The organism is Clostridium ihumii AP5 (assembly GCF_000612845.1).
In the GTDB taxonomy this organism is placed as follows: domain Bacteria; phylum Bacillota; class Clostridia; order Clostridiales; family Clostridiaceae; genus Clostridium_J; species Clostridium_J ihumii.
The window spans coordinates 1-14,477 of sequence record NZ_CCAT010000086.1 but is presented as its reverse complement, the minus strand read 5'-3'; the positions used below and the strand labels follow the sequence as shown (position 1 = coordinate 14,477).

The 14,477-nt window shown below is 27.2% G+C and carries 13 protein-coding genes; 12 read left to right on the top strand and 1 reads right to left on the bottom strand.

The features are described from left to right. Positions 1-57: 57 nt before the first annotated feature. Positions 58-1,287: a nucleotidyltransferase gene (locus tag BN346_RS19130; RefSeq protein WP_341350029.1), complete on the bottom strand. Its 1,230-nt coding sequence runs from the start codon at positions 1,285-1,287 to the stop codon at positions 58-60. A gap of 426 nt (positions 1,288-1,713) precedes the next feature. On the opposite strand from BN346_RS19130, the gene pta reads away from it, so the two are divergent. From pta to BN346_RS19070, 12 genes are all read left to right on the top strand, one after another. Beyond that, entirely contained in the window at positions 1,714-2,721 is a 1,008-nt protein-coding gene (gene pta, locus BN346_RS19125) for a phosphate acetyltransferase (protein ID WP_040330702.1), read from the top strand. A gap of 132 nt (positions 2,722-2,853) precedes the next feature. After that, a complete protein-coding gene (locus BN346_RS19120) occupies positions 2,854-4,050 on the top strand; it encodes an acetate kinase (RefSeq protein WP_040330701.1) in 1,197 nt (398 codons plus the stop codon). A 311-nt stretch (positions 4,051-4,361) separates the two neighbouring features. Further along, positions 4,362-4,862, top strand: coding sequence for a YceD family protein (locus tag BN346_RS19115; RefSeq protein WP_040330763.1), 501 nt, complete (start codon positions 4,362-4,364; stop codon positions 4,860-4,862). 12 nt (positions 4,863-4,874) lie between these two features. Beyond that, positions 4,875-5,057, top strand: a complete 183-nt coding sequence (gene rpmF / locus BN346_RS19110; protein ID WP_040330700.1) for a 50S ribosomal protein L32 — start codon at positions 4,875-4,877, stop codon at positions 5,055-5,057. Between the two features lie 141 nt (positions 5,058-5,198). Then, positions 5,199-6,209 carry a phosphate acyltransferase PlsX gene (plsX, locus tag BN346_RS19105; RefSeq protein ID WP_040330699.1) on the top strand — a complete coding sequence of 337 codons (1,011 nt, stop codon included), beginning with the start codon at positions 5,199-5,201 and terminating at the stop codon, positions 6,207-6,209. 132 nt (positions 6,210-6,341) lie between these two features. After that, on the top strand, positions 6,342-6,572 hold the full coding sequence (acpP, locus tag BN346_RS19100; protein WP_040330698.1) for an acyl carrier protein: 231 nt from the start codon (positions 6,342-6,344) through the stop codon (positions 6,570-6,572). A gap of 210 nt (positions 6,573-6,782) precedes the next feature. Next, positions 6,783-7,484, top strand: coding sequence for a ribonuclease III (gene rnc, locus BN346_RS19095; RefSeq protein ID WP_040330697.1), 702 nt, complete (start codon positions 6,783-6,785; stop codon positions 7,482-7,484). Next, positions 7,477-8,526, top strand: a complete 1,050-nt coding sequence (locus tag BN346_RS19090) for an elongator complex protein 3 (protein ID WP_040330695.1) — start codon at positions 7,477-7,479, stop codon at positions 8,524-8,526. The genes rnc and BN346_RS19090 overlap by 8 nt, the downstream gene beginning before the upstream one ends. A 520-nt stretch (positions 8,527-9,046) precedes the next feature. Next, the gene (smc, locus tag BN346_RS19085; RefSeq protein ID WP_040330694.1) at positions 9,047-12,604 is read left to right on the top strand and encodes a chromosome segregation protein SMC; all 3,558 of its coding nucleotides are present in this window, start codon (positions 9,047-9,049) and stop codon (positions 12,602-12,604) included. 160 nt (positions 12,605-12,764) lie between these two features. After that, positions 12,765-13,676 carry a signal recognition particle-docking protein FtsY gene (ftsY, locus tag BN346_RS19080; protein WP_040330693.1) on the top strand — a complete coding sequence of 304 codons (912 nt, stop codon included), beginning with the start codon at positions 12,765-12,767 and terminating at the stop codon, positions 13,674-13,676. A gap of 96 nt (positions 13,677-13,772) precedes the next feature. After that, on the top strand, positions 13,773-14,111 hold the full coding sequence (locus BN346_RS19075; RefSeq protein ID WP_040330692.1) for a putative DNA-binding protein: 339 nt from the start codon (positions 13,773-13,775) through the stop codon (positions 14,109-14,111). Positions 14,112-14,121: 10 nt separating this feature from the next. After that, positions 14,122-14,477 (top strand): signal recognition particle receptor subunit alpha (locus tag BN346_RS19070; RefSeq protein ID WP_040330691.1); only part of this gene is annotated, 356 nt, incomplete at its 3' end.

The following is a 14,477-nucleotide window of genomic DNA, read 5'->3' as shown; positions in this document are numbered from 1 at the left end:
TATAAAAATAAATTAAAAATGCAGGAATTTAATAAAAATAAATTCCTGCATTTTTAATTAAATATTATTTAATATTATAGGACTCTTTAAAAAATCTTCATTATATCTATAATTATTATTTATTAAACTATATGCTTTTGAAGCCTGCAAATCTAATGAAAGTGAATTATTATAAGTTTTAGGTAATTTTGTATACAATGGTATTGAAGAAGTTGATTTTAAAAGTTTTAATATTTTTTTACCAGTTGTATTCATTCCTAAAATTTTAGCATAACTGCAAGGTTGCGTTCTTAAATAATTACAATTAAAAGTGTCAAACCCTATAAAATATTGACATAGTATTCTACTAATTCTAGTAAGAGTGTATCTTTTGCTTTTGATATTTTCAAGAACATCATAATAATTAAAATTGTTAAGTAAAGATTTTTCAATTTTATTATGTATTCCCTCTGAAACATCAGGTATATTTTCAAGTGATTTTGGATTTGTAAGGCATTTGTACTTTATAAAAGGCAAAATTTCAAAGTCAAATGTAAAATCATAATTAATATCTTTTAAGTGTTTAAAACGCTCAAAATTATAATTTGGTATATGATTTTTTAATAGGTCGATATCACAATTATTCATAAGCGAATTTCTAATAGAAGTAGCACTAGAAAATTTGTTATCTAAAATTTGGTCATTATAATTACTACCTTCTCTTTTGATTGTGTATGATTTTATAGGACTGTTAATTCGTAAAATTGATTTTATATATTCAATACCTAAAATATTATTAGATGAATTTACTATAGATGATATATTCTCACATGATGAATCAATATATTGGTTAAAATATTTTTCAAGAGCGTAAGACCTAGCGGTTGGAAATAATGAACCTTCATCAAGTTTTAATCTAAGTAATTCTTTAAATTCTTTTGGCTCCCTCGTTAAAATCTCTGATATTTTATATAATATATCGGTAGAACCATATTCACTTCCAAAACAAATACTGTCAATCATATTAAGATTATTTAAAAGGCTAATAGCACCAAAAGCAAAAAATTCAGCAGATGATACTGCATAAATAGTTGGAAGCTCAAGTACTAAATCAATACCGTTATTTAGTGCCATAAGGGTTTTTTCATATTTATCAATTATTGAAGGAATACCTCTTTGGTTGAAATTTCCACTTATAACAGCTACAATACCATCACAATTGGTCAATTCTTTTGTTTTATTTATATGATAAATATGCCCATTATGCATAGGATTATATTCAGCTATAATTCCAGCTAATTTCATCATTAATCACTCCGTTATTTTAATATAGATTATTATAAAATTTAGTATATCAAAGTTTTTAAATTTTATATAGGTTATATACTTAAATAAATTACAAAATAAAAAATTAACAATAAAAAAATAGAATATTACAATAATATAAATATGCAATTTTAGTTTTTTTAATATTTTGATAAATAAATTTAAAATATACTAGTTAAAGTGAAATAAATTTAATATATTAAACATAAAAATAATAAAATGTATGACAGAAAATTCAACAAATTGCGGTTGAGATTAAGATATAATCTAATATTTCACATTTTTATATAATATATTTTAAAAAAAACCATATTTTATGAATAAAATTTTACTTAAAGGTTGAAAACTATATTGAAAAAGGGGTATATTAATAAGGTATTAAAGTTTCTATCGAAAGGAGAATTTGAAATGAGTTTTGTAGATAAAATATGGAAATTAGCTCAACAAGATATGAAAAAAATAGTTTTACCAGAAGGTGACGAAGAAAGAAACTTAAAAGCTGCTGAAATAATAGTTAAAAATAAATTAGCAGAAGTTGTTTTAGTAGGATGTACTGAAACGATAAAAAATAACGCTAAAGAACTTGGTGTAAACTTAGAGGGAATAGAAATAGTGGATCCAGCAACTTCTGATTTAACACAAAAATATTCTGAAGCATTTTATGAATTAAGAAAAAATAAAGGTGTTACAATTGAGAAGGCTTTAGAAACAGTAAAAGATCCAGTTTATTTTGGAACAATGATGGTTAAAATGGATGATGTTGACGGATTAGTTTCAGGTGCAGTACATAGCACAGGAGATTTATTACGTCCAGGTCTTCAAATAATAAAGACAGCTCCAGGAATAAAAGTAGTTTCAAGCTTTTTTGTTATGGAGGTTCCAAATTGTGAATACGGTACAGAAGGAACTTTATTATTTGCAGATTGTGCTGTAAATCCAAATCCAAATGCAGAAGAATTAGCATCAATAGCAATAAGTACTGCAGAAAATGCTAAAGCATTATGTAATATAGATCCTAAAGTTGCAATGTTATCATTTTCAACTATGGGAAGTGCTAAACATGAAAATGTAGATAAAGTTAGAACAGCAACAGAAATTGCAAAATCTCAAAGACCAGATCTTGAAATTGATGGAGAATTACAATTAGATGCAGCTATAGTTGAAAAAGTTGCAAACCAAAAAGCTCCAAATAGTAAAGTTGCAGGAAATGCTAATGTATTAGTATTCCCAGATTTACAAGCTGGAAACATAGGATACAAATTAGTTCAAAGATTTGCAAAAGCAAATGCTATAGGACCAGTTTGTCAAGGTTTTGCAAAACCAATAAATGATTTATCAAGAGGATGCAACGTAGACGATATAGTAAATGTTGTAGCAATAACAGCTATTCAAGCTCAAAATGCTTGCAATAAGTAAAAAAAATATTATATACTATAAAGCATGATTGTAAATTTATTTATAATCTAAAATAAAATAAATAAACTAATAAAAAAATTATTAGTTTATTTATTAAATTAAAAATTAGTTTAAGTTTAAGGAGGAATTACAATGAAAGTACTTGTAATTAACTGCGGAAGTTCTTCATTAAAATACCAATTAATAAATATGGAAAATGAAGAAGCTATAGCTCAAGGATTAGTAGAAAGAATAGGAATTGAAGGTTCAATATTAACTCAAAAGGTTCCAGGAAGAGATAAATACATAATACAGGAACCAATGCCAACACATAAAGAAGCTATACAACACGTTATAGATGCTTTAACTGATAAAGAGCATGGAGTAATAACTAGCATGAGTGAAATCAATGCTGTTGGACACAGAGTTGTTCATGGAGGAGAAAAATATGCATCATCAGTAGTAATAACAGATGACGTAATGGCTAAATTAGAAGAGTGCATAAAACTTGCACCACTTCATAACCCAGCAAACATAATAGGAATTAATGCTTGTAAAGAATTAATGCCAACTACACCAATGGTAGGAGTATTTGATACAGCATTCCACCAAACTATGGGAGAAGAAGCTTATATCTATCCATTACCATATGAACTTTATGAAAAACATGGAATAAGAAAATATGGTTTCCACGGAACATCTCACAAATTTGTTTCAGCTCAAGCAGCAGAAATGATGGGAAAAAACATAGAAGATATAAAAATAATAACTTGCCACTTAGGAAACGGTGCTAGCTTAGCTGCTGTAAAAGGTGGAAAAGTTGTTGATACAAGTATGGGATTCACTCCACTTGAAGGTATAGCAATGGGAACAAGATGTGGAAACATAGACCCTGCTATAGCTATGTTCTTAATGAGAGAAGAAAATATGACTGCTGATGAAGTTGATAACTTATTCAACAAACAATCAGGTGTTTTAGGAATTTCAGGAGTAAGCAGTGACTTCAGAGATATAGAAAATGCAGCTAAAGAAGGAAATAAAAGAGCAGAGCTTGCATTAGATGTTTACAACTTCAGAGTAAGAGAAACTATAGGTGCATATGCTGCAGCTATGGGTGGAGTTGATGCAGTTGTATTTACAGCTGGACTTGGTGAAAATTCTCCAACAACAAGAGAAGCAATATGCCAAGGTTTAGAATTTATGGGAATAAAAGTAGATTCTGAGAAAAACAATGTAAGAGGAAAATCTGTTGAAGTAAGTACTTCAGATGCTACAGTTAAAGTATTTGTTATACCAACAAATGAAGAGTTAATGATAGCAAGAGATACTAAAACTTTAACTGCAAAATAATTTATATTTCTCTTAATATAAAAAGCAAACCTAAATTTAATTATAAAAATTAAGTTTAGGGTTTGCTTCAACGATATTTTTGAAAATATAATATTATTATATTTAATAATTAACTATTGACTTTTATAGATATAATTTATATAATAACTTATGTTTGAAAATAGTAAAGTCTTGAATGAAAAATAAGGAGGGGCGAAGTAGCTATTGCTCGAGCTATGTGAAGTTATTCACATTATGTATGGACAAAATTCATTTATATATGGATGAAATTCATATGAGAAAAATATATAATGTTTTTCAGAGCGAAAAATATGTACATAGACCTTTCAGAATTAAAAAATAAAAAACATGGAAGAAAAGAACTAAATCTAGAAATTTGTAAAGAATATTTCAATGATAATGGTGAAATCGTAAAGTTTTTAAGGCCTATAAAATTTAATGGATCTGTGAGATATGTAGATGGAATATTTGATTTAACAGGTAAAGCAGAAACAGAAGTTTTATTAGCGTGTTCAAGATGTAATGATAGTTTTTCTAAGAGTATTTCAATAGATATAAAAGAAAAGCTTTCAGATACTATTAATAACGATGATGCAGAGATTATCTTAATTGATATCGATAAATTAAATCTTTACCAAATCATAGAAAATAGTTTAGTATTAGAACTTCCTGTAAAAAGACTTTGCAGTGAAAGTTGTAAGGGATTATGCCAACAATGTGGAACGAACTTAAATTCTTCAGAGTGCAAATGCAATAATGAAGATATTGATCCCAGGTTGGCAAAATTAAAGGAATTATTTTCTAACTCATAAGGAGGTGTTACAATGGGAAATCCTGCGAGAAAGTTCTCTAAAGCTAGAAGAGATTCAAGAAGAGCACAAACATTTAAACTTGGTTTACCAGGAATAGTTGAATGTCCTCAATGTCATGAAATGAAACTTGCGCACAGAGTTTGCAAGAGCTGTGGATATTACAAAAATAGAGAAGTTGTTTCAACTGATAAATAATAAAAGAAAGTCACTTGACTTTCTTTTATTTTTTATATAATATTTTTACATGATATATTAAATATAAAGTAGCTTAAAGATAGTGGAAATATTTTTATATTGTAATATAATTAATTTATAGAATAAGTGAGGATTTAATCTATGAAATTTGCAGTAGATGGCATGGGTGGAGATAATTCACCATCAGCAGTTGTAGAAGGCACTGTGATGGCTGTAAATGAGTTTAATGATATAGAAATAGTTATTACTGGACCAGAAAAGACTATAAAAGAGGAATTATCAAAATACCAATATGATAAAAATAGAATAACAGTATTAGATGCAACAGAGGTTATAAGTCCTAATGAGCATCCTGTAATGGCTATAAAGAGAAAAAAGGACTCAAGTATCAATAAGGCATTAAACTTACTAAAAAACAAAGAAGTAGATGGAATAATATCTGCAGGAAGCACAGGTGCGTTTTTGGCAGGATGTACTCTTATTGTTGGCAGAATAAAAGGGATAGATAGACCTGTTTTAGCACCAGTTATGCCAGGATTAAATGGACCTTTTATGGTTGCAGATACAGGTGCTAATGCTGAATGTAAGCCTCATTATTTAGTGCAATTTGCGCTTATGGGAAAAATTTATTATGAGAGTGTATTAAATTTTAAAAATCCAAAGGTTGGGCTTATAAATATTGGAGCAGAAGAAGAAAAAGGAAATGAGCTTACTAAAAATGCACATAAACTTTTAAAGGAAACTTCATTGAATTTTGTGGGTAATGTAGAACCGAGAGATATTACATCAGGTGATGTTCAAGTATTGGTGTGTGATGGATTTGTAGGAAATACAGTTCTAAAAATGTATGAAGGTGTTACATCAAATTTATTTTCTATAATAAAGAGTAATCTAATGAGTACTATGAGAACTAAAATAGGTGCTATGCTTGTGAAACCAGCATTCAAAAAGATAAAAAAAGATTTTGATTATACAGAAGAAGGCGGAGCAGCTTTTTTAGGTGTTAAAGGGATTTGTATCAAAGCACATGGTAGTTCCAATGCTAAAGCCTTTAAAAATGCTATAAGGCAAGCAAAAAAGACATATGATAATAAAGTGGTTGAAAAAATTCAAGCTGAATTAGAAAATCAACAAGGAATGAATAATCTGTAAATAGTGAATAATTTTGAAAATTTTAAGTATATTATTAAAATGTATTTAATATTAAAATATATATTGATTAGTATTAATATATATTTTAATATTAATAATGACATGTTATATATTATTAGGAGGCTGAAGTAAATGTTTGAAAAAATTAGAGAAAAAATAGCAGAACAATTAAGTATTAATCCAGAGGAAATCACATTAGAGTCTTCATTTATAGATGATTTAGGTGCAGATTCTTTAGACATAGTTGAATTAATAATGGCTTTAGAAGAAGAGTTTGATATTGAAATTCCAGATGAAGATGCTGAAAAAATATCTACAGTTGGAGATGTAACTGAGTATTTAAAAACACGTATAGAAGAATAATTATTCTATATTTAGAAAAACTTAGATGTAGAATTATATTTGAAAAGTGCAGAAATGACACTTAATTAATACACTATTGAAGAAGTATTGAAATGAAGTTCTGTAAAGATGCGGGACTTCATTTTCTAAAAAAAGATAACAGGGAGTTTTTTCCTCAACTTATTAAATTTATAATAAGCTGAGGAATACACTCCTAAAAGGAGAAAAGTAATGAAAATTAGGCAAACTACAGTAGAATTAAAAGAAAAGTTAGGTATAGATATGAACAATATAAGGCTTTTACAAAAAGCAATTACACATAGTTCATATGCTAATCAAAAAAAAGGTGTTGAATATAACGAAACATTAGAATTTTTAGGAGACTCGGTTTTACAACTTGTCATATCTGAGTATTTATTTAATAATAATGAAAAAGAGGGTGAAGGATATTTAACAAGGGTGAGATCTTTAATTGTTTGTGAAAATTCTTTATATGAAGTAGCTAAAAAGTGGGATTTAGGAAATTACATAACTATGAGCAGGGGAGAAGAACTTACAGGGGGAAGAACTAGAACATCTATTTTAGCGGATGCTGTAGAAGCAATAATAGCGGCGGTTTATTTAGATAGAGGACTTGAAGTTGCACGTAAGTTTATTCTAGAAAATTTCAATGTCATAATTGAAAAAGCTATGAAAAATGAAATTATTATAGATTATAAAACTAAACTACAAGAAAATTTACAAAAAAATGGTGAGGTAAGTATAGTATATAATCTTTTAAAATTTGAAGGACCACCTCATAGAAGATTATTTTATGTAGAAGTTGTTATAAATGGGAGTTCTAAAGGTCAAGGTGTAGGATATAGTAAAAAAGAAGCAGAACAAAATGCAGCTAAAGAAGTAGTTTTAGGCAAGGAGATAAAAGATGAGTAAAAACCATTATATAATACCTATATTTGTTCCACATGAAGGATGTCCACATACTTGTGTATTTTGTAATCAAAACAGTATAACAGGAATTCAACAAAAAATTGATGGTGAGTATGTAAGAAGAACTATAGAAGAATATTTAGAAACTATAGATCACACTAATGCAACAATAGAGGTATCATTCTTTGGAGGAACATTTACAGCTATAAATATAAATAAACAAAGAGAACTTTTAAAAGTTGCTAAGGAATTTAAGGATATTGGAAAAATTAAATATATAAGAATGTCAACGCGTCCAGATTATATAGATGAATTTATACTTGAGAATTTAAAACAATATGATGCAGATATAATAGAATTAGGAGTTCAATCTCTTGATGATGAAGTTTTAATAAAAAGTGGAAGAGGACATAGTGCAGAAGATGTAGAAAAGGCATCTAAGCTAATAAAAGAATATGGTTTTACATTAGGGCATCAAATAATGTTAGGACTTCCTGGTGATACTGAGGAAAAAGATATAAATACTGCAAGAAAGAGCATTGAAATGAAGCCAGATATATGTAGGATTTATCCATCTTTAGTTATAAAAAATACACCTATGGAGCTTTTGTTAGAGAGAAAAGAGTATAGTCCATACACTTTAGATGAAGCTGTTGAGATAAGTAAAAACATTTATAAAATGTATGCAGCAAATGGCATAAATGTTATAAGAATAGGATTGCAACCAACAGAAGAGATAAATTATGATAAAGAAATAGTTGAAGGCCCATTCCATCCAGCATTTAGAGAACTTGTTGAGTCTTCTATATATAAGGATTTGATATTGAAATATGTATCTATAAATGGAGAACTTAACAGTTTGAAGATTAATCCTAAAGATATATCTAAACTATATGCAAATAAGAAGAGATATTTTAATGATATGTTAAAGAATATTAATAAATCCAAATTGAAAGTTTATCAAGATGATAAGATAAAAAGAGGTAGCATTGAGTTAAACTTTATTGATAAAGATGTATTAGTAAGTGAACTAGATGTATTATAGTAAAATAAAATTTAATTAATTATGAAAATAACTAGTTATATGCAATTGATATTACAATAAAATGTAAAATTAACACATTTATATTATAATATTAAAAAAGTTGCGGATAACTTGTTATTTTTTTTATATGACTTGTACAATTTATATATTATAATATAATAAATATGGTGTATAGGAAAATGAGAATAGTCAAAATAAAACTGAAGTTTTTTATAGAAATAAACAAATAAATTTTTAATTATAGAATATATAGGAAAAAACGATTTAAAAAGTATTCAATACAATTAAAGGATGATAATAAAATTTAATGTTGAAGTTAAAATATTTTAGGGGAGCATTAAGTTTAAAAGTGTTTAGAGTTTGACTTAAAGCCCTATAAAAAAGAAAAGGAAAGAGGTAATATATTATGAATAAGAAAAAAAGGGAAAAAATGATTAAAATAATGGCCACAGTTATTTCAGTAGTAATGATTTTAGGAATTGTTATGCCATTAATAATAAGATATTAGGAGAAATTATAGATGTTTTTAAAATCTATTGAAATAAGAGGATTTAAATCCTTTGCAGATAAGACAGAATTAGTATTTAAAAATGGAATAACAGCAGTTGTAGGGCCAAATGGAAGTGGAAAAAGTAATATATCAGATGCAGTAAGATGGGTTTTAGGTGAGCAAAGTGTTAAAAATTTAAGAGGAGACAAAATGGAAGATGTAATTTTTGCAGGAACTCAATTTAGAAAGCCTGTAGGACTTGCACAAGTTTCGTTAATTCTTGATAATTCAGATTCAGAACTAGCTGTAGAATATTCAGAAGTAGTTATATCTAGAAGATTATATCGTTCAGGGGAAAGTGAATATCTTATAAACAATACTATATGCAGATTAAGAGATGTACAAAATCTTTTTATGGATACAGGTATAGGAAAAGAAGGATATTCTATTATAGGTCAAGGAAAAATAGATGCTATTTTGAGCGGAAAGCCAGAAGAAAGAAGAAAACTTCTTGAGGAAGCAGCAGGAATAGTTAAGTATAAGAACAGAAAAGAGGAATCTGAGAGAAAGCTAGAAAATACTGAGCAGAACTTAGTGAGGATAGATGATATTTTAGGAACTTATGAAGAAAGAATAGAACCTTTAAAAATGGAAAGTGATAAAGCTACAAAATTTTTAGAGTTATCCCAAGATTTAAAGGTTAGTGAGATAAATATTATCATTGACTTTATAGAAAAAAATCACATTAAGATATCTAGTTATAAAGGTCAGTGCGAAGTTATAAATAGAGAATTACAAGAAAAGTTAGATGAGAGACGAAAGTTAAAGTCAAAAGTAGAAGAACAAACAAAAATATTAGAGGAATTTGAAGTTAATATATCAAGGGATAAGCAAGAATTTTATAATAATAAATCTAAACATCAGCAAGTATTATCAGAAATAAAAATATTAGAAGAGAGAATACAAGTTATAAATGAATCAATTATAAAAATTGGTAAAGAGAGAGAGGAAATAGGAAACAGATTAAATGAAGTTTCTGAAAGTCTTTGTAAAGCAGAAGATGAATTGAAAAAGTTTTTAGAGTTAAAAACTAGTATAGAAAACAAAATAAAAGAAAAAGAAGATGCAGTTGAAGATATATTAGGAGATAACTTAAAAGAAAATAAAAAACTTGAAGAAAATGAAAGAACAAAAGACAAGTTAAATTTAGAAAAAAATAAACAAAATAATAACATTGTTATTTTTAATAATAAAATAGAAAGTATTAAGCAAAAAATAGAAAGCTTAAAATATGAGATAGAAAGTATTGAGAGCTCTATAAAAATAAATAAAAGTACAAAAAATGTTTTAGAGAATGAAAAAGAAAATATATCTAAAAAAATAAATAATTATGAAGAACAAGTGAAAGTAAATAAAAATGAAATAGGGAAGCTTAGACATAGTCATACAATAGAAGAGAAGAAGTTAAGGGAATTAGTTGCTACATCTAATAGAGTAGATGCAAATTTAAATATGCTTGTAAATTTAGAAAAGCAATATGAAGGATACAACCGATCAGTAAAAACCTTAATGCAACATGTTGACCAAGGTAAAGTGGAAAATTTAAAAGGTAATTGCTACATATTAGGTGAAATTATTGAAGTTGATAAAAAGTTTGAAACAGCTATAGAAATTGCATTAGGTGGAAGTTTATCTAATATTATAACAGAAAATGAAGATCAAGCTAAAAGACTTATTGACTATTTAAAGAAAAAATCACTAGGTAGAGCTACATTTTTACCGCTTGGAATTGTAAAAGGAAAAGTTATAGAGCTAGGTAATAATGTTAAATCAATGAATGGATACATTGGTATAGCAAGTGAACTTTTAAAATTTGAAGATAAGTTTAAAGGGATAATTGATTACTCGCTAGGAAAAACTGTTATTTGTGATAATATGAATAATGCATTAAATATAGCTAAAGTACTTAATTATAAACAAAAAATTGTTACATTAACAGGAGAAGTTATAAGTCCTGGTGGAGCATTAACTGGTGGTAGTATATATTCTAAAGCTAATAATGTTATAGGTAGAAAAAGAGAAATTGAAGAATTAAAGATAAAATTAAATGAAGTTACTAAGGATATAGAAAATAAAAATCAAACTATAACAAATTTAATGGATAGCATAAAGTTGTTAGATGAAGAAAACTTAAATTTGAGAGATTATATTCACTTTGAAAATATAGAGAAAACTAAAGTAGAAGAAAAAATAAATGCCATAAAAGAGGAAAGTATAAAATTACAGAAGGATTTACAAAGTAATTTTGAATTATCTAAAACTATTAATGAGGAAGAAAGCATTATAGCTAGGGATTTGAATGATAGTAAAGAAATATTAAAAACTATAGATGAAGATTTGAAAAATATAGAAGAAGAAGGTAAAATTCTTAAAGAGGGCCTAAAAGAAAGAAATGAAATTGTAGAATCTCATAAAAATAAGTTAACTGATTTAAAGATTGAAAAAGCAAAAAATGACGAGATTCTTAACTCTAAGGAAAGTGATATAAGTAGAATAAAGGAAAGTATAAAAGAGTATAGCTTAAAAATAGAGTCTTTAGAAAAGGAAAAAGTTTCATTTAATGATAACTTAGAAAAATATAAAGAAATTTTGAATAGCAATAAAAATAGTATAGAAGATATACTTTCAAATTTAAGTGTTATGGAAAAAAATATAGAAGAAAGTGAAGTAAAAAGAATAAGTTTAAAAGAAGATAGTACAAAACAAAAAGCAAAAGAAGAAGATTTAACATTGGAATTAGAAAATATAGAAAAAGAACTTCATAAATATCAGGTGGCACTTGCAAAAATAGAAACAGAAAAAGAAAATTTATTTACAAAATTAAATGAAGAATTTAAATTAACCTATGCTGAAGCTTTAGAGTTTAAAGAAGATATAGAAAATATTAATATATTAAAAGAAGAAGTTTCTTCAATTAAGTTGCAGATAGCTTCATTAGGATCAGTTAATGTTGGTGCCATAGAAGAATATAAAGAGGTTAAAGAAAAATATAATTTTATGCTTTCACAAAAAGAAGACTTAGTAAATGCTAAAAATGAATTATTACAAGTAATATATGAAATGACAGATAAAATGAGAGAAGTTTTTAGGGAGAATTTTGTTAAACTTAGAAAAAACTTCAATGAAACTTTTAAGGAATTATTTAAAGGTGGAAGTGCAGATTTAATTTTAAGTGATGGAGATGAATTAACTTCAAAAATTGATATTAATGTTGAACCGCCTGGGAAAAAACTTCAAAATATCAATTTATTATCAGGCGGAGAAAAAGTTCTATCAGCTATAGCATTATTATTTGCAATATTAAAGATGAAACCTACTCCATTTTGTATATTGGATGAAATTGAAGCTGCATTAGATGATGCTAATGTAATAAGATATGCAGAGTTTTTAAAACAGTTTTCAGATAATATACAATTCATAGTTATAACACATAGAAAAGGTACTATGGAAGCAAGTGATATGTTGTATGGAGTTACTATGGAGGAAAAAGGAGTATCTAAAGTTGTATCAGTAGATTTTACAACTTAGAGATGATTTTAATATTATATATGGTTACAAATTAAATTTTGAAATTATGACTTTGTTAAATGAAATTTTAGTTTATAAGTGGAAATGTAGAAAACTATAAAATTAAATTTGATAAATTTATAAATATAGTTTGTAATCTCATACTTAAGGAGGAATTTTTATGTTTGGAAAATTTTTTGATAAATTAAAGGAAGGATTGACAAAGACAAGAGATAATATAGCTAGTGCTGTTTCTGACGCTTTAAGTTTAGCAGTAACTATAGATGATGACCTTTATGAAGAACTTGAAGAAGCGTTAATAGTAAGTGATATAGGTGTTGAAACATCAGTAGAAATAATTGAGAAGTTAAAAGAAAAGATAAAAAGAGAAAAGATAAAAGATGTTGCTATGGTTAAGCCATGTATGAAAGAAGTTATAATTGAAATGATGGGTGAAGAAGTTACATCTATAAAGCCAGAAAAAACACCGGAAGTTAAACTTATTATTGGGGTAAATGGTGTAGGAAAAACAACTTCAATAGGAAAAATAGCAACTAAAATAAAAAATGAAAACTATAAAGTGTTGTTAGCAGCAGCTGATACATTTAGAGCAGCTGCAATTGATCAATTAGAAGTTTGGAGTAAAAGAGCAAACGTGGATATAATAAAACACCAAGAAGGTTCTGACCCAGCAGCAGTAGTATATGATGCAGTTCAAGCAGCGAAAGCTAGAAATACAGATGTACTAATATGCGATACAGCAGGTAGGCTTCATAATAAGAAAAATCTTATGGATGAATTGGCAAAAATAAATAGAGTTATAGATAGAGAATTTAGTGAAGCACATAGAGAGACGTTATTAGTTTTAGATGCAACTACGGGGCAAAATGCAGTTATACAAGCAAAACAATTCATGGAAGCATGTCCGATTGATGGAATTGTACTAACAAAATTAGATGGTACAGCTAAGGGGGGAGTTGTTATATCTATAAAGAGCCAATTAAATATACCTGTAAAATTCATTGGTGTTGGTGAAGGAATTGATGATTTACAAGAGTTTAATTCAAAAGAATTTGTTGAAGCATTATTTTAAAAATTTAAACATTAATAAAAAATGTATATGTTAAGTAAAAGTACTTGACAGTGAAAAAACTTTTTGTTAATATAATCTTTGTGAGTTGGTGATTATATGGAGAAAAGATTTGAGTTATCATTACTCTTAGATTTTTACAGTCCATTGCTTACTGAGAAACAGAATAATGTAATGGAGTTTTATTTTAATGATGATTTATCATTAAAGGAAATATCAGAAATTACTCACACCAGTAGGCAAGCGATTCATGATACGATAAAGAGATGTGAAAATCTTTTATTAGAGTATGAAGAGAAACTTCATCTTTTAGAAAAAAGTATGGAGAATGAAAATCGTAAACAAAAGATTATAGAAAAACTAAAGAGTTTAAGTATAGATAATAAAAAAAATTCTACATTAATTGATGATATTATAGAAAATATCATTGAAATTTAGGAGGTCTACTATGGCTTTTGAAGGATTAGCTTCTAAATTACAAGAAACTATTAAAAAGTTAAAAGGTAAGGGTAAGCTTTCAGAAAAAGATATAAAAGAAGCCATGAGAGAGGTAAAATTAGCCTTACTTGAAGCAGATGTTAATTTCAAGGTAGTAAAAAACTTTGTAAAAGATGTCAGTGAAAAGTGCCTTGGAAATGAAGTTTTAGAAAGTTTAACTCCAGGTCAGCAAGTTATAAAAATTGTTAATGATGAATTAACAAAGCTTATGGGAGAATCTGAAAGTAAATTAGAACTTAATTCTAATGGGATTTCAGTTATTATGCTTGTTGGATTGCAAGGTGCAGGTAAAACAACTATGGCGGG

Coding starts and splice junctions, on each gene's coding strand:
- BN346_RS19130 (WP_341350029.1), bottom strand. CDS start 1,287: ATGATGAAATTAGCTGGAATTATAGCTGAATATAATCCTATGCATAAT.
- pta (WP_040330702.1), top strand. CDS start 1,714: ATGAGTTTTGTAGATAAAATATGGAAATTAGCTCAACAAGATATGAAA.
- BN346_RS19120 (WP_040330701.1), top strand. CDS start 2,854: ATGAAAGTACTTGTAATTAACTGCGGAAGTTCTTCATTAAAATACCAA.
- BN346_RS19115 (WP_040330763.1), top strand. CDS start 4,362: ATGTACATAGACCTTTCAGAATTAAAAAATAAAAAACATGGAAGAAAA.
- rpmF (WP_040330700.1), top strand. CDS start 4,875: ATGGGAAATCCTGCGAGAAAGTTCTCTAAAGCTAGAAGAGATTCAAGA.
- plsX (WP_040330699.1), top strand. CDS start 5,199: ATGAAATTTGCAGTAGATGGCATGGGTGGAGATAATTCACCATCAGCA.
- acpP (WP_040330698.1), top strand. CDS start 6,342: ATGTTTGAAAAAATTAGAGAAAAAATAGCAGAACAATTAAGTATTAAT.
- rnc (WP_040330697.1), top strand. CDS start 6,783: ATGAAAATTAGGCAAACTACAGTAGAATTAAAAGAAAAGTTAGGTATA.
- BN346_RS19090 (WP_040330695.1), top strand. CDS start 7,477: ATGAGTAAAAACCATTATATAATACCTATATTTGTTCCACATGAAGGA.
- smc (WP_040330694.1), top strand. CDS start 9,047: ATGTTTTTAAAATCTATTGAAATAAGAGGATTTAAATCCTTTGCAGAT.
- ftsY (WP_040330693.1), top strand. CDS start 12,765: ATGTTTGGAAAATTTTTTGATAAATTAAAGGAAGGATTGACAAAGACA.
- BN346_RS19075 (WP_040330692.1), top strand. CDS start 13,773: ATGGAGAAAAGATTTGAGTTATCATTACTCTTAGATTTTTACAGTCCA.